The sequence below is a fragment of the Mitsuokella apri genome (assembly GCF_051886055.1).
GTDB lineage: Bacteria > Bacillota > Negativicutes > Selenomonadales > Selenomonadaceae > Mitsuokella.
This window is the reverse complement of sequence record NZ_JBJEXT010000072.1, coordinates 1-21,839: the sequence shown is the minus strand read 5'-3', so window position 1 is coordinate 21,839 and position 21,839 is coordinate 1. Positions and strand designations below refer to the sequence as shown.

The window sequence follows — 21,839 nt, the reverse complement described above, 5'->3', positions numbered from 1 at the left end:
GTTTAGTTTTCAAAGAACAACTTGGTCTTTCGAAGCATTCTCGCTTCAAGCGACTCATTTATTATATCGCAGTTTCTTCATTCTGTCAAGAACTTTTTTTCTTTTCATTTTTGAAGAGATTAGGTTTTCATGATAGTGGCGAATGGCTTCCGGTCAAGGAGCTCTCAATCGTCTTTCTCATGTCTGCCTGTGTCTTGCGGCGACTTGTAATATATTACAGGGTTTTATGCTTTTTGTCAACACTAATTTTGAAAAAAAGTTAAAAAAAGTTCAGGACATCGCTTTGAGATATCCTGAACGCTTATTTATCCTTTTATTCCGCCGGCATCATGATGATGTTAATAGGCAGATTAGAAGCACCCGGCGGCGAGAATTCAAACGTGACGGGCGTATCGTCCTCATACGAACCGAGGTCAGCAAGTTCTGTGTCATCCGTGAGGATGGCCAGTCCCTCCTCGCGTGCCTTCTGCGTGGCGTCGGATTCCGGCGGCGTCGAATCGCCAAAATACGGCCTGCCATAGGGGGTTTCAATCATGCGGCGCTGCGTCCCATTCGTGCGAACCGTCATTGCACCGGCATAAATGCCGCCCAGCGGGCTCAGATAATACTGCGTAGCCCCGCCCTTCAGCGTTGGGATCTGCAGTTTATAGAGGATGCCATAATTGCCGTAGTTCTTGACTTCGCTGCCATCCGTCGCATCAATGCCCGTGCGGTAGAGGTCATGGATATCATCAGCCAGAGGGAAATAGACAATGCCGTCATTCGCTGGATCGTAGACTTTTTCGGAAGTAATCACGCGGTCCATGCCATGGAAAGTGCCGCGCAGGCGCTGTTCATCTTTGGGCAGCACCTGTGCCTGCTCTAAAAATTCATATGGATTAGCATCAGCCGGATACATGATAACCGAAACTTTGACCGGCCTGTTGGTCGAAAAATCGTAAACGCCGTAAACGAGATCGCCCGGATGCAGAATGGTCGTATCCATACTCTCCTGGAGCAGACGGTGGCGGCCGCGGCCGATGTAGATATCACCATACGCCTCGCCTTCAAAATAAGCCATCTGCGTCATTTTGCCAACATGAAGATAGTCCGGGCTGGGGTCGCTCGTGCCGCCGCGCGTCACGCGCACGATGGCCGGCTGATTATCCATGCTCTGCAGCACGACAGCGACTTTTTTGTCGGCATCGCTGCTGTTCAGATGATAATACAGCACACGGGCATCCCCTTGAACGACATCCTGATAGAGAATGCCATCTTCCGTAACGGATTCCGGGCTGTCCGAAAAGAGCAGCGTGCCGCCCTCGTCCTTTGACTCCACCGGCCATATTTTCATCATATGGGATTTCAGGAGATTCCTGCGCGGATTTTTTGCCATGTGTTCGCGCAGGATTTCAGCCACTTTCTGGTGAATGCGCACGACCGTATCCTCCGATTTCTGCGTTTCCTGTGCCTTCTTTTTCTTCCTGACTTTTTCCTTCTTCACTGGCTCGGCAGTCTGCAGGGCCTTCTCTGCCAGCTGTGTTTTCCCAGTCTGGATGAGTTTATCCTGCTGCAGGGCAGCAGAAGTTTCCCCTGGGCTGCCAGCCATGGCATTTGACGAAAAGCACAGGGCTGAGATGGTACAGGCCATGAGCCCTGCCACAATCTTCATCTTACAATTCACGTATCGATTCCTCTTTTCCTCTTTTCTGACCGTCTTGATAAAAAACGATTTACTGCACCTCTTCAAGATGCTGATGAATGCCGAGTTTTGTGAATACCTCCGTTTTCCAGAGTCTCAGCTTGAATTCCGTAAGGCCGAAACGCGGATGCGGGATATTGACGCGCTGCATGAGGTACGGATTGGTCGCCATGGTGTTGAGCCCCGCATCCCCCGTGACAGCGGTCAGATACTGATTCTTTTCGAGCAGAGCCGGCATCGTTTCGTCAAAAGCGCCGTTCGGATACGAGAATGTATAGACCGTATGAATGCCATTCCATTCGAGCAGGAGTTTGGACAAACGGACTTCATCCTCACGCCGCTGGGCATCCATCTGTGTCAAGGGATCATGATTGGCCGTATGGCTGCCAATCTCAATGCCGCGGTTCTGCATATCGCGCAGCTCGTCCCAATTGAGATAGTCGGGCTGACCAATCTGATTGGTAATGACATAGACCGTAGCCTTCATGCCGTATTCTTCAAGAATTGGCAGGAGCGTCGTGTAGTTATCCTCGTAGCCATCATCAAACGTCAGGATGATCGGTTTGGCCGGCAGTTCCATTTTTCCGTGCCTGGCCTTCATGTAGTCGAGCATGGAGATAGTCGTATAGCCCTGACTCTTCAAATAATCCAGCTGCTGACGGAAATCCTCAGGCGGTACATTATAGATGTAAGCGTCATCATCTACAGAATCCGCTACTTCGTGGTATTCCAGCACAGGAACGCCCTCCGGTGCCGGTGAAAAGACCAGCCAGAGGAAGCATGCCAGCAGCAGAAAGCATAAACTCAATAACCATTTTTTCAAGCGACTCAAATTTCAGGCTCCCCTTCCTCGTTCTTTTTTTCTTGTTCTTTTCCGGATAGTTCTGCCATGGCCAGCTCATGCAGCTTGCGCAGGCGGTGATTTACGCCGGACTTGCTGACGCCAAGGATGTCCCCAAGTTCCACGATGCTCGCACCGGGGTCCTGAAGACGCGCCTCAGCAGTCTCGCGCAGACGTTCCGGCAGAGCTTTCAGCCCGCCCTCACGGCCCTGCAGAATCCGGATGTCCTGCAGCTGACGGCCGGCAGCATCCACCGCCTTTTGCAGATTGGCCGTCTCGCAGTTCACGAGACGGTTGACCTGGGAGCGGACTTCCTTGATATTGCGCGCAACCTCGAAGGCCTCCACGGCCTTATCTGCATGCATCATCGCCAAAAAGTCGATGATGGCATCGCATTCCTTCAAATATACAATGTAGACGTCCTTGCGGTCCGTAAAGCCCACCGGAAAATCCATGCGCTTCATCAGGGTGTAAAGGAGATTTCCAAGGCCATAGCTCCCTGTCACGAGTTCCAGATGATAGCTCGCCTCGGGCCGATTAACGCTGCCGCCGCCCAAAAAAGCACCGCGCAGATAAGCTGCGCGGCAGCAATTTTTCTTCAGGATGCCCATGTCTGAATCCATGTTGAGACTCTCATCATGCAAAAAGCCAAGGTGCTCGAGCAGGGCCGTCACAGGCGGCTCCGGCATGACGCGGACGGTGTAGCTGTTGTTTTTCTTGAGGCGGCGGCTGCGGCTCACCGTGATTTCCGTACGGATGCCTCCGCCCTCACTTTTGAGGAGCTGCAGGGTCTTGCGGGCCACGGCTGCATTTTCGGTCGTAAAATTCAGTCCGAAGGTATGGTGCAGGCCAAAGGTCATCGCCGCGCCCATGCGCAGGAGAGCTGCGAGCTCCGCCGTCCGGCAGCAGGATTCTTCATAATTCAGTCTGGCCAGCTCATTTTTGACTTCTGTGGCAAATGATGGCAAAACGACGCCTCCTCAAATTTCATTTCCTCTTATTGGTGAGACTTGCGCATATAATGGTCACTGCCGTTGCCGGGGCGCAGGCCATCGACCATCTTCATGACATTATGGCAGAGTTTCTGCGGGTCATGGCGGATGACATCGGACTCGTTGATGATATCGGCCTTGATAAAGCCAATGCCCAGAGCATTGATGGCCTCTTCGTCAACCTTGACGGGATAGGCTCCCTCTTTGGCATAGTACTCCTGCATATCCTTGGAAATCGGTGCATTGTTGACGAGCATGTAGTCAATGACGCCCTGTCCGCCGTGGTCGATGATGGCCTTGGCATGCATGGAAGCCGTGTAGCCGTCGGTCTCGCCCGGCTGGGTCATGACGTTGCAGATGTAGATTTTGACGGCCTTGCTCTTGCGCAGGGTCTCGGCGACGCCATCGACGAGCAGATTCGGCATGATGCTCGTATAAAGACTGCCCGGGCCTAAAATGATGGCATCGGCATTTGTCAGGGCATCGAGGGCAGCCTGCACGGGCTGCACATGCGGTGGGAAGAGCTTGACGCGGCGGATGTGCTTGTGGACTTCCGGAATATGCGACTCGCCTTCAACGACCGTGCCATCGTCCATGACGGCATCAAGGCGCACGTGCTCCTTCGATGCCGGCAGCACCTCGCCCTTGACGGCGAGGACTTTCGACGATTCGCGCAGGGCCATCTCGACATCGCCCGTGACTTCCGTCATGGCCGCGATGAAGAGATTGCCAAACGAATGGCCCGCAAGCTCGCTCTTGCCCTTGAAACGGTATTGAAAGAGTTTTTCCATCAAGGGCTCCGTATCGGCGAGAGCAACAAGACAGTTGCGCAAATCTCCCGGCGGGATAATACCGAGGTCTTCGCGCAGGCGGCCCGACGAGCCACCATCATCGGCAACGGTTACGACGGCCGAAATATTCGAAGTCGCGGCCTTGATGCCGCGCAAAAGCACTGAAAGGCCGTGTCCGCCGCCAATGACCGCGATATTTGGGCCCTTGCCAAGACGGCGTTTTTCGTAAATGATATCGACGAGGCGCTCGGAATTGTCCGGCAGCAGGACCGTGATGACCGAACGAATGACAAAGCGCGTGGCAATCAGCATGAGGCCGATGCCCACGATGACCACGGCAATACCCACGAGCGTCGTGAACATGTAATTATAGCTGCCCTTCCAAAGATAAACAGCCCGAAAGATGGCTTCTTCAATGACATCGAGGTATTTGTAGTTGAAAACAAGTGCAAGTCCCAGACTGACCAGCATGACGCCAACGGAAAACAGCAGCAGCCAGCGCTTGAACTTCATGCCCGGATAAAGCCATTTCAAAAGATGCATGACTTAACACTCCTCACGTACATGTTCGCGCACATCGTTCTTCATGAGGTCGCGGTGCTCGAGGCGCGCCGGATACCCCTGTGCCGTCAGGCGGTCAAAGATGTGTTTGGCAATATAGACGCTGCGGTGCATGCCGCCCGTGCAGCCCACGGCAATGACGAGCTGACTCTTGCCCTCTTTGATGTACTGCGGCACGAGAAAATCCATCATCTCATCGAGAATGCGCGTGAATTCTTTCGTGACCGGCCATTTGGCGATGTACTCCGCCACTTCCGGCACAGCGCCGCTCTTATGGCGCATAGATTCAATATAGAAGGGATTGGGCAGGAAGCGGACGTCAAAGACCATATCCGCATCGAGCGGCATGCCGAACTTAAAGCCAAACGACAGCACATTGATGTTCATCTGCTCGCCTCCGGCCGTGCCGAACAGGCGGTGAATCTTATCGCGCAAATCCACCTTGCGGAGCTCCGAAGTATCAATAATATAAGTAGCTTTCGCGCGCACCGGTGCGAGGCGTTCGCGTTCCTTGGCAATGCCTTCCGTGATGCGCGAGGACGGGGCCATCGGGTGGCGGCGGCGCGTTTCTTTATAGCGGCGGATGATGGCCGGGTCCGAAGCATCCATGAAGAGCATCTCATAGGGAACATCATCCTTGTCCATGTCGTTGAGGATATGGACAAACGTATCAAAGAACTCGCGGCTGCGCGTATCGACGACGAGCACGACCTTGCGGACGTGGCCGCCCGCATGCTTGCAGAGCTCCACGAATTTCGGGATAAAGACCGGCGGCAGATTGTCAACGCAGAAATAGCCGAGGTCCTCAAGATAGCGGCTGGCCTGCGTCTTACCGCCGCCCGACATGCCCGTCACAATGACGAGGCGGAAGGCATCTTCCGGTTTGTTCTCTTTCTCAATCATCTCACTCATCTGCTCCACCTCCGAGCACAAACGTATCAATTGCCTTGGCAAAACCAAATTCTTCGCAGGACGCTGTCTCATAATCGCAGACAGCCTTGACTTCCGGTACCGCATTGCCCATGGCCACGCTGTGGCCCGCGGCCTTGAGCATCGGCAAATCATTATACGAATCGCCTATGGCCATCGTCTCCTGAATGGAAATGCCGAGCTTTTCGGCGAGCCTTTTGAGGCCTTCGGCCTTCGAGACGCCCGGATTGACGATTTCGCAGTAGCGGGCATTGGAGCGCATGGCCACGATATCACGGCCAAAATGCTCATTGAGTACGGCAATGCGGCGGTCCGTCTCCTCACTGTCCTCGGAAATCGTCAGCAGCTTGCAGACTTCCTCCGTGTGTTCTTTCAGAGCGTCCCAGCCAACGACATTGGCCTTTATCTGCTGTTCCTGCTCATAATGGCGCGCATGCTCATCGTGCACAGGCACCCAGAGCTCATCTTTGCTGTACGACTGCAGGTACCAGCCCTGCTCACGGCAAAAGTCAATGACCTGACAGATGATTTCCGGCTTCAGGAAATTTGTATAATAGACCCTGCCCTTCGTCGACTTAATCATGGCACCGTTGTAGGTGATGATGGGCACGTCGACGCCGAGTGCCTTCGCTACAGGCAAAGCAGCACGATACATGCGGCCCGTGGCAATCGTCACGGTAACGCCTGCGCGCACGGCTCTCTGCGCGGCTTTTATATTTTCAGAAGGAACATCTGCCCCGCTCGGCAGCAGCGTCCCGTCCAGATCGGTCACAAAAAGTTTGATTGACATAAATTGCGCCTCCTTTATATGGAAACAACCTTCTTCTATTATCCCCACATCAGGCGAAAAAAGCAAGCATGCGGAATAAGCTTTGCTTATTTCCCTTCCCATGATAAAATAAAAAGATGTTAATTACCTGATTACGAAGCAATCAGCCGCGGAAAGAAGGTTTTTTCTTGAATTGGAAGCTTGTTCTTGCGATTCTTACCTGTAATATTCTCTTCATGTCTTCGAGCTATACCATGCTCATCCCATTTCTGCCCATGTACCTGACGATGGACCTCGGTGTTTCGGAGGATAACGTCAATCTCTGGTCGGGCATCGTCTTTTCGGCATCTTTCCTCGTGTCGGCCATCATGGCGCCGATTTGGGGCCGCATGGCCGATACAAAAGGAAAACGCCTCATGGCCATGCGCGCGAGTTTTCTCCTGTCCGTCAGTTATTTTCTCGGCGGCATCGTGCAGACGCCGGAACAGCTCACGCTCATGCGCCTGTTTCAGGGCTTTGCCTCAGGCCTCTGGCCGATGGACCTCGCCATCATGACGCTTTATGCCCCGCCAAAGAAACTCGGCTTCTGTCTCGGCGTCATGCAGGGGACTTTGACAGCCGGCGGCGTCGTCGGACCGCTTTTAGGCGGCATCCTTGCCTCGGCTGTCGGCATGCGCTATTCCTTTTTCCTCGCAGCGGCCGCCCTCTTTACAAATTTCCTGATTTTCACCTTTATCATCAAGGAGCCGCCAGTAGACAAAGCCTCTGCGAAATCCGAGGAAGCGGCAGAAAAGCCCTCTGTTTCGCCCTGGCATATGCCGCTTCTTCGCAATATGCTGCTCTGCGGCACCCTCGTGCAGATGGTCATCCTGATCCTGCAGCCGGTCATCACGACCTACATCGCCAAACTCGCCGGCCCTCTGCCGAATATCGTCTTTGTCGCAGGCCTCGTCTTCTCGCTCGGCGGCATTGCCGGTGCCATCGCGGCGCCATTCTGGGGAACATTTGGCCAGCGGCGCGGCTTCTTCCGGGCCATGTGTCTCGGCATGGCCGGTGCCGGCATCAGCATGATCATTCAGGGCATTCCGGACACGCTCGTTCCTTTTGCCATCATGCAGTTTGTCGGCGGACTCTTTTTCTGCGGCATTCATCCTTCCATCAATGCCGTACTCGCCAACAACACGCCCGCTTCCTATAAAGGACGCATTTTCGGCATGCTGTTTGCCGCTCAGCAGGTCGGCTCCATGGCGGGACCGCTTTTAGGCGGTCTCATCGCGACCTACCTCGGCATGCACTGGGTCTTCGCCTTTTCCGGTCTTCTGCTGCTCATCCTGAGCATGGCCATACACCAGCATTACCGCGGTCTGCGCGGCTGCTGACAATTTGCCGACATAAAATCCTGTCATCCCTCTAAATCATTTGGAAATGGCAGGATTTTTCTATTTATATGCAGAATTAAACAGCATATATCGCAGTTGTCATAAATTTGCTGATTTCTGGATACCCAAAGGATGTGGCCCCATGAACTTCCATATTGGCGACAAAGTCGCTTATTTCTTCATTGCTTTTTCTCTCTACCTGCTCCTGCGCGCCTTTTCTGAGGTCCATATGGTGCCGCTGACGAACATTCTGCTCTACATCTCGATTGCCATCTCCCTGCTCGCGAGCAACATTCCGCGCGTCGTCGATATCCCGCTGCACTGCGTTTATCCCGTGCGCTGCGTGGAAATCTTCAGTTTTGGTCTGGCTATCGTCTGTTTTCTCGTGCTCTGCATGCGCCATATGCTAATCTAAAAATACACATTTAAAAAGGACTGCCATACGGCAGTCCTTTTCATTTATCCAGCAGACAAAAATCAATTCTTAGCAGAAGCAGCAGCTTCCCAGCCGAGCTCAAGAGCCTTCATATTCTGTTCGACCGTATGCGGCGGCACGCGATTTGCCACAGCCTTCTTGATGGAATTAAACGAGACAATGCCCGTGAGGCGTACAAGTGCACCGAGAGCTACGATATTGGCAAAAAGCGGTTTGCCGACTTTCTCGATGGCAATCTTCGTGATGGGGATGCGTACGACATGCGGGAAATCCGGTACATTCGGCACGAGCTGCTCGTCGAGCACCAAGAGTCCGTCTGGATTCAGATCCTTGTAATACTTATCCGCAGCTTTCTGCGTCATGGCGAGCACGAGATCCGGCACGAGAACATGCGGATGATAAATCGGCGCGTCGTCGATGATGACTTCGGACTTCGAAGCACCGCCGCGCGCTTCCGGACCATACGACTGCGACTGTACGGCCTGTTTGCCTTCATCGACGGCCGCTGCGGCTAAAATGATGGCCGCCGTGATGACACCCTGACCGCCGGAACCGGATAATCTAAGCTGTTTTCTCATTTCTTGGCACCCCCTGCACGCTCAATAACCTGGTCGTATGCGGCATCGTAGTCAATGTCGCTTGACGTATAGAGGCAGCCAATCGGGAATTTATCCGCGCGTTTTTCTGCGGGCAGCTTATCCCATGCGGCTTTCATGACGGCATGGTCGCGCATCCACTTGAGCATGTCGGCAGGGCTGCCCATGTGATTTTTGCGGCCAAAGGCCGTCGGGCACTGCACCATGGCTTCAATGAAGGAAAAACCATCGTTCGCGAGACCGTCGGCAATCATGTTCGTCATATGCTGTACATGGAAGGCCGTCGAACGCGCCACATACGTGGCTCCCGCTGCTTCCGCAAGTTTGCAGGCATCAAACGTGCGGTCAACGGAGCCATACGGCGCAGTCGTGGCCTTGGCGCCGATTGGCGTCGTCGGCGAGGCCTGTCCGCCCGTCATGCCGTAAATATTGTTGTTGAACATGATGACCGTCAAATCGACATTGCGGCGGCAGCCGTGAATGAAGTGATTGCCGCCGATGGCCGTGCAGTCGCCGTCACCCGTGATGACGATGACGTTGAGGTCCGGATTGGCAAGCTTGATGCCCGTGGCAAACGGAATCGCACGGCCGTGAGCTGTATGCAGCGTATCAAAGTCCATATAGCCGGAAGCTCTCGACGAGCAGCCGATACCGGAAACGATGACCGTGTTATCCTGCGACCAGCCCTTTTTCTCGACGGCCTGTACGATGGCTTTCATCGCGATGCCGTTGCCGCAGCCCGGGCACCAGAGATGCGGCAGGTGATTCTGGCGGAAATATTTTTCAAAGCTCCGTTCCATCACGCATTACCTCCTGCAATCATATTTTCGATAGCGGAGGTGACATCCTCCGGTTCAAATGCTCTCATATCATATTTGCCGCAGAGCGAAACTTTGCAGTCGCTGTGAGCAGCGCGGCGCACCTCGTTGACAATCTGCCCGTAATTGAGCTCGGCCACGAGGATGCCCTTGACTTTTTTCGAAAGCTCGGCAATGGCTTTGTCGGCAAACGGCCAAATGGTCATGAGGCGCAGCATGCCGACTTTGCGTCCCTTCTTGCGTTCCATGAGCACGGCTTCATAAGCGGTGCGGGCCGAGCCGCCAAACGAAACGACGGCATAATCGGCATCATCGAGGAAATACGACTCCGTATGGATGATTTCTTCGCCGGCACGCGCGATTTTCTCGTGCAGGCGGCGGATGGACTGCTCCGTGACCTCAGGACTGCCTGACGGAAAGCCCGTTTCATCATGGATGAGGCCTGTCACATGGATGTGATAGCCCTCGCCGAAGTCCGCGACATTCGGCACGAGGTCCTCATCCGGCGTAAACGGCTCATAGCCCTCGGCACGCGTCTTCTTCGGTTTGCGGCGCGGGTAAACCTCCACATGGTCCGGCAGCTCGACATTCTCGCGCAGATGGCCGACAACTTCATCCATGAGCAGGATGACCGGCGTGCGGAAGCGTTCGGCGTAATTTACGGCCATGACCGTGGCATCGTACGTCTCGCGCACGCTCCACGGCGCGAGGGCAATGATGGGATGGTCGCCGTGCGTGCCCCAGCGGGCCTGCATGACATCCCCCTGCGAAGGCGCTGTCGGCTGACCCGTTGACGGGCCCACGCGCTGTACATCGACGAGCACGCAGGGAATTTCCGCGCAAGCCGCATAGCCTATGAGCTCCTGCTTCAGAGAAAAGCCCGGGCCGCTCGTCGCGTCCATGACTTTGCTGCCCGCGAGCGACGCGCCGAGGATTGCGCCCATGCTCGCGATCTCATCTTCCATCTGCACGAACTTGCCGCCGTGTTTTGGCAGCAGGCGTGCCATCGTCTCGGCAATCTCCGTGGACGGCGTAATCGGGTAGCCGGCAAAGAAATTTACGCCGGCAGCAATTGCGCCTTCTGCACATGCCTCATTGCCCTGCATCAATCTCGCTTTGCTCATTGTGCTGCCTCCTTGACTTTATCCACAAAAATTGCATAATCCGGGCAGCGCAGCTCGCACTGGCCGCAGCCGATGCATGCTTCGCCATTGACAACCTGTATCTTGCCAAGCTCGCTGACAGCCAGCACAGACTTCGGGCAGAAAGCTGCGCAGATGCCGCAGCCCTTGCAGCGCACCGTCTTGATGGTGATCTCTGACTTCATGATATTCCCTCCTGAAGATGACACAGTTTTATATGAATAATGCATAGTAACTATGTTTCTTGCGCCATATACTTTTACATCATAACAGATATTTTATCAAAAATCCAGAGATATTGTAAATTTATAAATGTATACAATATAAAGATGTACAAAAAATATAGATAAGCAGGATTTTAGCGGCACAACGCTAATATATGATACAGAAATCATTCTCGCAATTTCATACATTATTAGGAGGCTGTACTATGCAGAGTTTTAATTTCAAAATGCCGACCGAAATCATCTTCGGCCGCCATGCAGAAGACCAGGTCGCGGAAAAACTGCGTGAATACGGGGCCAGCCGCGTCTTTATCGTCTACGGCGGCGGCAGTGTCGTCAAAAGCGGCCTGCTTTCCCGCATCGAATGCCAGCTGACCTCGAATGGTCTGGCTTTCCAGGTGCTCGGGGGTGTCCAGCCGAATCCGCGCGTTGCACTCGTGCGCGAGGGCATCCGCGAGGCACTTGCCTTCAAAGCCAATTTCATCCTTGCCGTCGGCGGCGGCAGCGTCATCGACTCAGCCAAAGCCATCGCCCACGGCACGGCCAATCCCGGCATCGATGTCTGGGATTTCTGGTCGGGACGTGCCAAACTCGAAAAGACCATGATGTTCGGCTCCGTGCTGACCATTGCCGCCGCAGGCAGCGAGACGAGTGATTCGTCCGTGCTGACGAACGAGGACACCATGCGCAAAGTCGGACTGAGCAGCCCTTTAAACCGCCCTGCCCTCGCCTTCATGAATCCGGAGCTGACGTTCACCGTGCCGAAAAAACAGCTCGTCTGCGGCATTGCCGATATCCTCATGCACACACTCGAACGCTACTTCACCTGCGACAAAGAGGAAAATGCCTTTACGGACCGCGTCGCAGAATCCCTGATTAAGACGGTCATGGAAGCATCTAAGACGGCTGTCGAAAACCAGGAAGACTACGATGCCATGAGCGAGATCATGTGGTGCGGCAGCGTTTCGCACTCGGACCTCACGGGACTCGGCCGCCACAAGGATTTTTCCGTCCACAAACTCGGCCATGAACTCAGCGCCCGCTTTGACGCCACGCACGGTGCTTCCTTATCCGCCCTCTGGGGCTCCTGGGCCAAATACATCTACAAGGACAACCCGGCCCGCTTTGCCAAATTCGCCCAGCGCATCTTTGGCATCACGGACGGCACGGATGAAGAGCGCGCTGAGCTCGGCATCGAAATGATGGTCACGTACTTCAAGAATCTCGGCGTGCCGACAAGCCTTCCGGAGCTGCTCGGCGCACACCTCAGCGACAGCGAGCTCTACAGTCTCGCCAGCCTCGCCACGGCCAAGGATACCAAGAGACTCGGCACCTTCCATCCGCTGACCCGCAAAGACGCCTTCGCCATCTACAAGCTCGCCAATAAAGAATAAAAATCCCCTGCAGTCTATGTAGTAAAATAAAATAGAAAAAAGCCACGCTTTATGCCTGTCCGGTTATCCGGAACATAAAGCGTGGCTTTTCTTATGACTCAGGGGTTATACAAACAAGATTTTGACTCCGGGCTCATTATTTGCCAAGAACGGCATTGCCCTTTTCGAGGAGCTCTTTGCCGCAGTGCTTGACAACGAGGCAGGCCAGAATCATCAATGCGATGGCGATGACGAGCTGCAGGCCGTCGACACCGATGAGGAATTTGCCAGCCATGAGCTTCGTGATGCCGCCATAGACACTCATGACAAGTGCCGTCATCGTGACGATGAACATGAAGACCATCGGCACATAGAGCATCCAGCCCTTGCGATTCGTCATCTTAAGGAAGACGGCGAGGGAAATCAGGACGAGGGCCGACAGCAGCTGGTTCGCTGCGCCGAACAGCGGCCAGATATTCATATAGCCGGCAAGGCAGAGGCCATAGGCAAAGACGAGCGTGAGAATCGTGGAGAAATACTTGTTCATGAGGAAATTCTGCGTGGCAGACGGTGCAACACCATCGCTCGGCTTGATCATTTCCTGGAAGGACATGCGGCCAATGCGCGCAACGGAGTCAATCGTCGTCATGCCGAGGGCCGAAACGCACATCGTGATGAAGCAGGCCGAGAAACCAGCCGGCAGGCCAAAGATATTCGTGAAGAAACCGCTGATGCCCTTTGCGAAAATCTGGAACGGCGTACCCTGTGCCATGACGCCGTTAGAAGCAGCAGCGCAGGCAATCGCGAGGGCGACAACGCCGAGCATGCATTCGCAGAGCATAGCGCCGTAGCCAACTGGCAGCATATCTTTTTCGTTCGAAATAGCCTTCGAAGACGTACCGGACGAAACGAGGCTGTGGAAGCCAGAGACAGCACCGCAGGCAATCGTGATAAAGAGGATTGGGAACAGCGGTTTGCCGCTGACTTCAAAACCGACAAAGGCCGGCATATTGACAGATGGGTTGGCAGCGAGAACGCCGATGACGCCGCCGGCGACCATGCCGAGAAGCAGAAATGCACTCAGATAATCACGCGGCTCCATGAGCAGCCACATCGGCAGGACTGCAGCGATGAAGCAGTAACCGAAGACGATATAACGCCAAGTCGGTACATCAAAGTAAAGCGGGAACTGCATGCCAACGGCAAACATGGCAATGACGAGGACGACAGCAACGAGGAACTTCAGTACACCAGACGGTTTGACCTTGCTGATGAAGATGCCAAAGCCCATGGCAACGAAGATGTAGAGCATCGAAATCGTGGCAGCCTGAGCACCCGGCGTGTTCAGCGTGCCGTTCGGACCAAAGCCGTTGAACGTCTTGGCGATGATATCGGCAAATGCTGCAATGACGAGCAGCGTGAAGAGCCAGCTGAACAGCAGGAACAGGCGGCGGCCCGTGCGGCCGACATACTGCTCAATCAAAAGGCCCATCGACTTGCCGTCATTCTTGACGGAAGCATAGAGTGCTGTGAAATCCTGTACGGCACCGAAGAAAGCACCGCCAATCAGAATCCAGAGGAAGGCCGGCAGCCAGCCAAACATCGCGGCGATGATCGGGCCGGTTACAGGGCCTGCACCCGTAATAGACGAAAACTGATGAGCGAAAACCGTAAAGCGCGAGGCCGGTGCATAATCCTGACCATCGTTTTTGCGCACAGCCGGCGTCGGCGCCTTGGGGTCGATGCCCCAGGTTTTGGCCAGCCAGCGTCCATAAAACAGGTACGCACAGGCAAACCAGACAAGTGCGATACCGACAAGCATTAATCCTGTCATATGAATCCTTCTTTCCTACCCAATGAAAACAATACAAAAAAATTGTAAAAAAATAAATCCCGATGTGCGACGTGCGCGCTCAGGATTTATTTATCTCTCAGTGGAGTACAAACCATCTGATAATCCCTTTTGCGCCGTTGCACTGGATACTTAATGGATAGTTTGTATATTATCACTACGTTATAAAGTTGTCAACTTGTAAAGTAAAGATGTACTTTTCAGAGTCTTTTCACATTTTCTTAAGACTCTGCCGCAGCCTTCTTCCGGCGGGCACGCTCCTTCTTCCAGGCCCAGATGCAGCGGATGCCCGGATGCATATGCGGCAGTACGAAGCAGCGGCTGCAGGAAACGCAGATGGACTTTTCGCCGCCGGCAAGTTCTTTCTTGACAAAGTCAGGCTCGGCAATCAGGGCACGGCCCAAAGACACGCATTCAATGCCTGCAGAAATGACTTTTTCCATGTCATCAAGGGAACGCACGCCACCGACCAGACTCAGGGGCATTTCCGGCACTTCGTCCTTCAGGCGCTTAATCTGCGAGAAATAATAGAGCGTTGCATCCTTCGGCTGATTGATGAAGTCCGCTCCCGAAAACTCGACGAGCTCGATGCCAAGCTCTTTCGCACGGTGCAGCAGATAGACCATCTCGTCATGATATCCTTCCGCATCCTCGTCCTTCGTATCCACATTGACCTTTAAGAGCACAGGGAAATCCTCGCCGCAGGTTTCCTTGATGCCGCGGATGATTTCTTCCACCATGCGGAAGCGGTTTTCGCTGCTGCCGCCATAGGCATCCGTGCGCTGGTTGAACACGGGGTCAAGGAAGCGCGAGAGCAGATAAGAATGGGCGGCATGCAGCTGTACACCGTCGCAGCCAGTCTCTTTGATGCGTTTTGCAGCATCAATGAAGCAGGTTTCGATATGATGGATCTCTGCAACGGTCAGTTCGCGCGCATGGCGTCCTTTTTTCAGCGGACGTGCCACGACATCGACAAGGTCCTCGTTGTCAATCGCGCGCGGTCCTGCATGGTTGATCTGCGGGATAAAGAGGACTCCGTGTGCATGCGCGATTTCTGCAGCTTTGCGGAACTGCTGCGCATAAGCATCATTGTAGATATTGACCTGTTCCGGATTGGCACGTCCCAGCGGATCAACGCAGCAGTGTCCCGTGATGATAAGGCCCACTTCGTTTTTAGCCAGCGTTTCGTACATATCGTATTCGGCATCCGTCATACAGCCGTCCTTGCCTGCCAGGAAACTGTGCACGGCAGAACGTATGACGCGGTTCTTGAGTGTCAGATGCTGCAGCTGCAGCGGCTTTTCGATGATGCTCATGATTTCAATTCTCTCCTGTTCTGTATAATTTCTACTATTATATTGTATAATGCCAAGATGAAGAAAAAAGAAAAAGGGCTGTTTTGTCAACAGCCTTTTCCAAAAAATCTTGCTTACTTATCCACGCGGCAGATATCCGCGCCAAGACCGACGAGCTTTTCGACGAGATTGTCGTAGCCGCGGTCAATATGATGAATGTAGCCGACCTGCGTCTCGCCTTCTGCGACAAGACCGGCAAGGACCATCGCTGCGCCGGCGCGCAGGTCCGTGGCTTTGACCTGACAGCCATAGAGCTTCTCGACGCCCTCGACAATCGAAGTGCGGCCATCGATCTTGATTTTTGCGCCCATGCGCTTGAGCTCATCGACATGCATGAAGCGGTTCTCAAAGACCGTCTCCGTCACCATGCCCGTGCCTTCCGAAATGGCCATCATGGCCATGAACTGAGCCTGCATATCCGTCGGGAAGCCCGGATACGGCATCGTCTTGATGTCGACCGACTTCGTGCGGTGGTCACAGGTCACGCGGATGCCGCTCACATCCTCTTCAATCGTCACGCCGGCTTCCTTAAGCTTGGCAATGACCGGCTTCAGATGCTCGCTGATGGCATTTTCGATGTAGACATCGCCGCGCGTCATGGCAGCAGCGACCATATAGGTGCCGGCCTCGATGCGGTCGGGGATGATCGTGTAGTCACGTCCCGTGAGCTTCGGCACGCCCTCGATCTTGATGACGTTCGTGCCGGCACCGCGGATCTTGGCGCCCATGACGTTGAGGTAATTGGCGAGGTCGACGATTTCAGGTTCCTGTGCCGGATTCTCAAGGACCGTCTGCCCTTCGGCCATCGAAGCGGCCATGATGATATTCTCAGTTGCCCCGACACTCGGGAAATCGAGATAAATCTTCGCGCCCTTGAGGCCGTCCGGAGCTGCAGCTTCAATGTAGCCATGTCCGACGCGGATCTTAGCTCCGAGAGCCTCAAATCCCTTGAGATGGAGGTCGATCGGACGCGTGCCGATGGCACAGCCGCCCGGCAGCGAAATCTTGGCCTGACCGCAGCGCGCGAGCAGCGGTCCCATGATCAGGAAAGAAGCGCGCATCTTGCGCACGAGGTCATACGGCGCTTCGCAGCTGCCGATGACCGTACTGTCCACCAAGAGCTGGTGTTTTTCCTGATTGAATTCAGCTTTTACGCCAAGTTTCTGCAGAACTTCCGTGATCGTGTGCACGTCTTCAAGAGCCGGCACTTCATCGAGAAGACTCGGCGTGTCCTGTCCCAGAAGCGTCGCTGCAATGATTGGCAGTACCGCATTCTTCGCCCCGCTGATCTTGACGCGGCCTTCCAGCCTGCGTCCGCCATGTATAACCAACTTTTCCATTTAAGTCCCTTTTCCTCCTATAGTAACACAGCGTCTGCTCCCGCTGCGTCTTAAGCATCATTTTCCAGTGTACCATTATATTTACCTGCTGACAATAGGGGGCGGTCACTTTCTCTCGACCTGCAGGGTCGTATGGATGGCATTGTCGATGATATAATTCGTGGTAAATTTCGTTTCGCCCGGATTCTCCTTCTTGGCATTGTTCAGCGAGAACGAGAATTTGCGCTGTTTCTGAGCCTCGGCTGCGGCTTTCTGCGCTGCGCGCAGGGCCTTGCGCTGCTGCTGAGGCGTCAGGGCAGCTGCCGAAGCACCCGGGGCAATGATGATATCATTGTTGCGCCCAACCTGCTTGAGGCTCTGGAGCTTGTCCTTTGTCGTCGCCGTCTTGTCTTCCTGTGCGAGAAGGTCAACGCCTGTCTGCTGCAGGAGCTTGAGCTGCGTCGTGACCGGCGTGATGCCGCCGCCGCGGATATCAAGAGTCAATGGCCCCTCTGCGGCTGTAAGCGGCACGCGGTAAGGAATCAGGAGCGTCTCTTTGTCACGGCGGTACGGCTTGATGGTCGTCGTAAATTTCACGAGGTCACCGGGTTTTACGACACTCTTATCCGGAATTGCGGAAATGAGCGACGCTGTCTTGCGGCCATTTTCCATCTGCACATCGACCTGTACGTCGACGATATCGGATTCCTGCTCCGTATTCGAGCAGATGACGCTCATGGCCTGCATGATTTCGCCGACGGCAATCTGGCCGACATCGGCCGTATTATAGAACATATTGCTGCGTTCGAATTTGCCGCCGTCCGCTGCATTCGTGCGAATCGTGAAATGGACATTGGCCGTGCTGCCTGCGAGCGTATCCGATGTCTTGGACATGGCAGCATAGGCAATGCCACCCGAGAGCTCCGGCAGGAAGTCTTCGTCATAGGCAATGCGCGCACCGTAATCATCCGTGCGGCCAAGGGTATTGTCCTTGACGCGGACCTTGACCGGCACGACCGTCGGAAAGTCGCCGATGGTGCCGGCGATGCCGGTTTCACGGTCCTGATTGACGCGGCCGATGATATTGCCGATATTGGCAATCTTCATGCCGTTGCTCTGGCCGCTGATCGTGCCGACGACCGTGGCATCCGTCATGAAGTAGTTGACATTGCCGCGATGCAGGAACGGATGGCCAAAGCCAAGGATTTTCCTGCCATCGACCGCTGTCACGGTACCCGTGGCACCGACAGCGAAATCACCGTAGACGATGGCGACACCGACGGCACTGCCCGGCTGCAGGCTCGCATGGTAGAGCGTATTGCCCTCACCTTCGGAGCGTACCCCCATCGGCAGGAACGTGACATCATGCCCGAGCGGAACGTTTTTCTGCAGGAAGTCAATGCCCGGCTGATTAAAGCCAGACAGATACATGACAGCCTTTGGCTGCTTCGTAAGCGCGGCTCCCTTGGCCTCTTTTGTATTGGCAGCTTTTACATCGGTGACAATTTCAGCCGCAGCTTCTGCCTCATCTTCTGCAGTCTTTGCTTCGTCCGTTTTTTCTGCGGAAGCTTTGTCCTGTGCTTTCGTTTCGTCTGCAGCCTGCGTATCCTTATCTTGATCTTTTGCCTCAGGCTCGGCCTTGACTGCTTCCTGCTTTTTCTTTGTCTCGGAGATGGTATCTTCGGCCTCATGAATGACATCCATAATGCGGTTCAGCACGGCATTGCCATTCGTCTCCGCCTTTTTGCGGTCTTCTGCCTTGGCCTTGGCTTCCTCTTTCTTGCGTTCCTCCGTGACTTTCTGGAGATTGACCGTCTTAAGGCGCGTCTTATTCTTATTGTCCGGCATCGACCAGAGCGGGATCATGTCCTCGATTGGCGTGATGAAGAACGTATACGGCGTCATTTCCTTGATGCCGGCAGCCACGGCGCCGACAAGGCGGCCATTGACATAGACAGGGCTGCCGCTCATGCCCTGCAGGATGCCGCCCGCCTGCTCAATCACAGGGCCGCGGGCACGCGCCATGATCATGCGGGTCGAGCCTTTGCCATTATCCATATTGCCGATGATATCGACATCAAAACTGCGGATTTCACCAGAACTGTCCACTACGGTATAGGCCGTACCCGTCATGCCGCGCTGGACATCCTGAAAAGGCAGGATGGGGTCCATGGCATGGGCTGGAACGGCAGCCGTTGCGAAGAACATCGCAGCGATTCCGGCTGCAACGACCTTCTTCATGAATTTATGCAAGCGTATTCACCTCGTAAACGCAAAAATTAAGAATCGGAAAAAATATTGCTATTTCCCATTATAACATACTCGTCCAGCCCTGTGTCTCAATATATGCAAATAGAAGGATAGAATCCGCAGATTTATCCTTCCTGACATGTATTCTTATTTCCGTACGAGCACAAGACCATCGCCGACCAGGCGTTCCTGACCATCGGAGGGCGAATTCTGTACATCGCCATTGATCACAAGGTCGGACGAACCGCCGCCATCGAGATTCAGGGCATCGCGCGCGCCGAATTTCACGAGCAGCTTCGCCCAGTCCGTGAGCGTCAGGCCGACGCTGTGCGACTGACGGCCGTCGACGACTGCCAAAAGGTACTTGCCATCCTTCGTGATGCCGACAGCGCTGCGCGGTGCGCGGCCAATGCGGATATCAGCAGGGAAATCCTCTTCATCCGCCGTCATATAGACGCGGCCGTTCGCAACGAGGCGCGGACCGCAGCCGATGATGAAATCCGCATCGTCCCAGTCGTCGCCGAGGTCTTCCGTAATCTTCACGGCATCGCCGACCTGGACGCCGGCGAGCTCGTCAGCCACCGTGCCATGCACGGAAAGGACGACGCCGTCCGCAGGAATCGGGGAATTGTTCTGACGGATATCCGTGACATGGCCGTTCCTTACGACGTATTCACGTCCGTATTCATTCGTGCCTGTCGTCGCGCCGTACGCGCGGTTGTAAATAACGAGGCTGTCCTCGCCGCGTTCGCAGTCGACGCCGCCCACGCTGACCGTAGTGCCGCCGACCATAACGGTGCCGTTATACGAGATTTTGCCGAACATCGGCGTGCCGTCTTTCTTGAGGCCGAACGCCGAACGCGTGTAATACGTCGTGCCGACGACCTGTCCATTGATTTTCGTCACGCCGATGAGGTCGCCATTCGGGGCAAAATACGAACCATTGATGCCGGCCACGCCGCCCGCGCGCGCGACGATGCCGCTGACAGACTCGCGTCCCGGGATTTTGCCTTTGGCCAGAACCGGTACAAGTTTATAGCGCGCAGGGTCAGCCTCTAAAAACCAGGCCGAGACTTTGCCGTAATCGTCCCAGTAAACATAGGTATGCTCGACAAGGCCCGGTGCAATCTGCTGGACATAGTCGCCATCGATGGCAGAAGGCATAGTCTTAGAAGAGGACGAAGAAGCGGCGCTTGATGAATTTGACGTATTTGCCGTGTTCTCTGCGTTCGACGTATTGGCTGCAGGCACCTGCGCGTTCTGCGCTGCGTCCGTATTGCCCGTGACTTCAGAACTTGGCAGGACATCGACAAAAAGGCGCGTCGGATTCTTCAGCGTATGCACCTGATAAGAAAGTCCGGCCTTGAGCTTCATCGTGACGATGAGATGCTTGCCTTTTTTATTGTAGGAAATCGACGAAATGCGTGTGCCCCTGGCCGGTACTTCCTGAAAACCCTGATACGACGTATCGGCGAGGTCGAGCGTCAGCGTACGGCCGTCGGCCGAAACCGAAGTCGTATACACAGGCAGCGAGGAAAATTCATAAACGACGCGGTCATGCTCACTGCCGCTGTGAAAACGCATGGATGTAAGCCCTGCCGCCATGGCAAAGCTCTGCATGAGGAATACCGCAGCTGCGGCAAAGACGGCCGCACAGCGGCCGATCCGTTTGATATTCATCCGAAAACTTCCTTCCAATTCCTTTTCCTTCTATTATAAATAACAGATAACCTGTCACAAATAAAAACCTTCCCCACAGGCAAAGTCTGCGGGGAAGGGAATTCAATCATTATTTCCCGATTTTGAGGTTCATAGCCTTGCCGTCAAACTTCGAGAACGTGTCGAGTGCTTTGCCGCAGCCAAGAGCTACGCAGGAGAGCGGGTCATCCGCAAGTGCTGTCGGGATGTCCGTCTCACGGCGGATGAGCTCATCGAGGCCGAAGAGCAGCGCGCCGCCGCCCGTCAGAATGATGCCGCGGTCCATGATGTCAGCCGAAAGCTCCGGCGGCGTCTCCTCGAGAACCTTCTTGACGCATTCGACAATGCGCGAAACAGAAGCGCCAATGGCTTCTGCCACCTGCTTCGTCGTGATCTGCACGGTCTTCGGCAGGCCCGTCAGAAGATCGCGGCCGCGAATATCGAGCGTTTCATCGCGGGCTTCAGGATAAGCAGCACCGACCTTGAACTTGATGTCCTCAGCCGTGCGTTCGCCAATCATGAGGTTGAACGCGCGTTTTACGTAAGCGATGATATCCGAGTCGAATTTATCGCCGGCAATGCGCAGCGACTCGCTGTTGACGATGCCGCCGAGGCTGATGACGGCAATATCCGTCGTGCCGCCGCCGATATCGACAATCATAGAACCGCACGGCTCCACGATATCGAGGCCGGCACCGAGAGCGGCTGCGAGCGGCTCCTCGATGAGCTGCGTATGGCGGGCACCTGCCTGCTCAGCGGCTTCCTGTACGGCGCGCTGCTCGACCATCGTGCAGCCCGACGGGATGCAGATCATGATGCGCGGACGGAAAAC

At 54.7% G+C, this 21,839-nt stretch carries 19 protein-coding genes; 3 read left to right on the top strand and 16 right to left on the bottom strand.

Features of this window, described 5'->3' with window-relative positions; genetic code table 11:
• Nucleotides 1-313 precede the first annotated feature (313 nt).
• Genes ACI4OH_RS11320 through ACI4OH_RS11295 form a run of 6 tightly spaced genes read right to left on the bottom strand, consistent with a single transcriptional unit; the run spans nucleotide 314 to nucleotide 6,586 of the window.
• Nucleotides 314-1,663, bottom strand: coding sequence for a copper amine oxidase (locus ACI4OH_RS11320; RefSeq protein ID WP_432647780.1), 1,350 nt, complete (start codon nucleotides 1,661-1,663; stop codon nucleotides 314-316).
• A 49-nt stretch (nucleotides 1,664-1,712) separates the two neighbouring features.
• On the bottom strand, nucleotides 1,713-2,513 hold the full coding sequence (locus tag ACI4OH_RS11315; RefSeq protein WP_435722026.1) for a polysaccharide deacetylase family protein: 801 nt from the start codon (nucleotides 2,511-2,513) through the stop codon (nucleotides 1,713-1,715).
• Nucleotides 2,510-3,490: a DNA-binding protein WhiA gene (whiA, locus tag ACI4OH_RS11310; RefSeq protein WP_432647778.1), complete on the bottom strand. Its 981-nt coding sequence runs from the start codon at nucleotides 3,488-3,490 to the stop codon at nucleotides 2,510-2,512. Before whiA ends, ACI4OH_RS11315 begins: the two co-directional genes overlap by 4 nt.
• A gap of 29 nt (nucleotides 3,491-3,519) precedes the next feature.
• Entirely contained in the window at nucleotides 3,520-4,848 is a 1,329-nt protein-coding gene (gene mgfK / locus ACI4OH_RS11305) for a gluconeogenesis morphogenetic factor MgfK (RefSeq protein ID WP_432647777.1), read from the bottom strand.
• A 3-nt stretch (nucleotides 4,849-4,851) separates the two neighbouring features.
• Nucleotides 4,852-5,769, bottom strand: a complete 918-nt coding sequence (gene rapZ, locus ACI4OH_RS11300; RefSeq protein ID WP_432647781.1) for an RNase adapter RapZ — start codon at nucleotides 5,767-5,769, stop codon at nucleotides 4,852-4,854.
• 1 nt (nucleotide 5,770) lies between these two features.
• Nucleotides 5,771-6,586 (bottom strand): Cof-type HAD-IIB family hydrolase, encoded by an 816-nt coding sequence (locus ACI4OH_RS11295; protein ID WP_432647776.1) that lies wholly within the window; start codon nucleotides 6,584-6,586, stop codon nucleotides 5,771-5,773.
• Nucleotides 6,587-6,753: 167 nt separating this feature from the next.
• Between ACI4OH_RS11295 and ACI4OH_RS11290 the strand changes: the two genes are divergently transcribed.
• Together ACI4OH_RS11290 and ACI4OH_RS11285 are read left to right on the top strand one after the other, a co-directional pair.
• The gene (locus tag ACI4OH_RS11290) at nucleotides 6,754-7,944 is read left to right on the top strand and encodes an MFS transporter (protein WP_439784752.1); all 1,191 of its coding nucleotides are present in this window, start codon (nucleotides 6,754-6,756) and stop codon (nucleotides 7,942-7,944) included.
• Between the two features lie 142 nt (nucleotides 7,945-8,086).
• Complete coding sequence (locus ACI4OH_RS11285; protein WP_432647392.1) at nucleotides 8,087-8,359, top strand: hypothetical protein; 273 nt, start codon at nucleotides 8,087-8,089, stop codon at nucleotides 8,357-8,359.
• A 62-nt stretch (nucleotides 8,360-8,421) separates the two neighbouring features.
• Here ACI4OH_RS11285 and ACI4OH_RS11280 read toward each other — a convergent pair whose 3' ends face one another.
• The 4 genes from ACI4OH_RS11280 to ACI4OH_RS11265 are packed head-to-tail and all read right to left on the bottom strand — an operon-like array spanning nucleotide 8,422 to nucleotide 11,121.
• On the bottom strand, nucleotides 8,422-8,958 hold the full coding sequence (locus ACI4OH_RS11280) for a 2-oxoacid:acceptor oxidoreductase family protein (RefSeq protein ID WP_432647391.1): 537 nt from the start codon (nucleotides 8,956-8,958) through the stop codon (nucleotides 8,422-8,424).
• A complete protein-coding gene (locus tag ACI4OH_RS11275; RefSeq protein ID WP_432647390.1) occupies nucleotides 8,955-9,776 on the bottom strand; it encodes a 2-oxoacid:ferredoxin oxidoreductase subunit beta in 822 nt (273 codons plus the stop codon). Before ACI4OH_RS11275 ends, ACI4OH_RS11280 begins: the two co-directional genes overlap by 4 nt.
• Nucleotides 9,776-10,918, bottom strand: coding sequence for a 2-oxoacid:acceptor oxidoreductase subunit alpha (locus ACI4OH_RS11270; protein WP_432647389.1), 1,143 nt, complete (start codon nucleotides 10,916-10,918; stop codon nucleotides 9,776-9,778). The genes ACI4OH_RS11275 and ACI4OH_RS11270 overlap by 1 nt, the downstream gene beginning before the upstream one ends.
• Nucleotides 10,915-11,121, bottom strand: a complete 207-nt coding sequence (locus ACI4OH_RS11265; protein ID WP_295632761.1) for a 4Fe-4S dicluster domain-containing protein — start codon at nucleotides 11,119-11,121, stop codon at nucleotides 10,915-10,917. Before ACI4OH_RS11265 ends, ACI4OH_RS11270 begins: the two co-directional genes overlap by 4 nt.
• Nucleotides 11,122-11,366: 245 nt before the next feature.
• Between ACI4OH_RS11265 and ACI4OH_RS11260 the strand changes: the two genes are divergently transcribed.
• Complete coding sequence (locus ACI4OH_RS11260; RefSeq protein ID WP_439784751.1) at nucleotides 11,367-12,554, top strand: iron-containing alcohol dehydrogenase; 1,188 nt, start codon at nucleotides 11,367-11,369, stop codon at nucleotides 12,552-12,554.
• Nucleotides 12,555-12,690: 136 nt separating this feature from the next.
• Here the strand turns inward: ACI4OH_RS11260 and ACI4OH_RS11255 are convergent, their stop codons facing one another.
• The 6 genes from ACI4OH_RS11255 to ACI4OH_RS11230 form a co-directional block, all read right to left on the bottom strand.
• Complete coding sequence (locus ACI4OH_RS11255) at nucleotides 12,691-14,367, bottom strand: carbon starvation CstA family protein (protein ID WP_432647387.1); 1,677 nt, start codon at nucleotides 14,365-14,367, stop codon at nucleotides 12,691-12,693.
• A gap of 239 nt (nucleotides 14,368-14,606) precedes the next feature.
• Nucleotides 14,607-15,701, bottom strand: a complete 1,095-nt coding sequence (locus ACI4OH_RS11250) for an NADH:flavin oxidoreductase (RefSeq protein ID WP_432648495.1) — start codon at nucleotides 15,699-15,701, stop codon at nucleotides 14,607-14,609.
• A gap of 113 nt (nucleotides 15,702-15,814) precedes the next feature.
• The gene (gene murA / locus ACI4OH_RS11245; RefSeq protein ID WP_435722022.1) at nucleotides 15,815-17,080 is read right to left on the bottom strand and encodes a UDP-N-acetylglucosamine 1-carboxyvinyltransferase; all 1,266 of its coding nucleotides are present in this window, start codon (nucleotides 17,078-17,080) and stop codon (nucleotides 15,815-15,817) included.
• Between the two features lie 105 nt (nucleotides 17,081-17,185).
• Complete coding sequence (locus ACI4OH_RS11240) at nucleotides 17,186-19,300, bottom strand: SpoIVB peptidase S55 domain-containing protein (protein ID WP_435722027.1); 2,115 nt, start codon at nucleotides 19,298-19,300, stop codon at nucleotides 17,186-17,188.
• A 156-nt stretch (nucleotides 19,301-19,456) separates the two neighbouring features.
• Nucleotides 19,457-20,989 carry a phosphodiester glycosidase family protein gene (locus tag ACI4OH_RS11235; RefSeq protein ID WP_439784750.1) on the bottom strand — a complete coding sequence of 511 codons (1,533 nt, stop codon included), beginning with the start codon at nucleotides 20,987-20,989 and terminating at the stop codon, nucleotides 19,457-19,459.
• Nucleotides 20,990-21,098: 109 nt separating this feature from the next.
• On the bottom strand, nucleotides 21,099-21,839 hold a 741-nt coding region (locus tag ACI4OH_RS11230), incomplete at its 5' end, for a rod shape-determining protein (protein ID WP_439784749.1).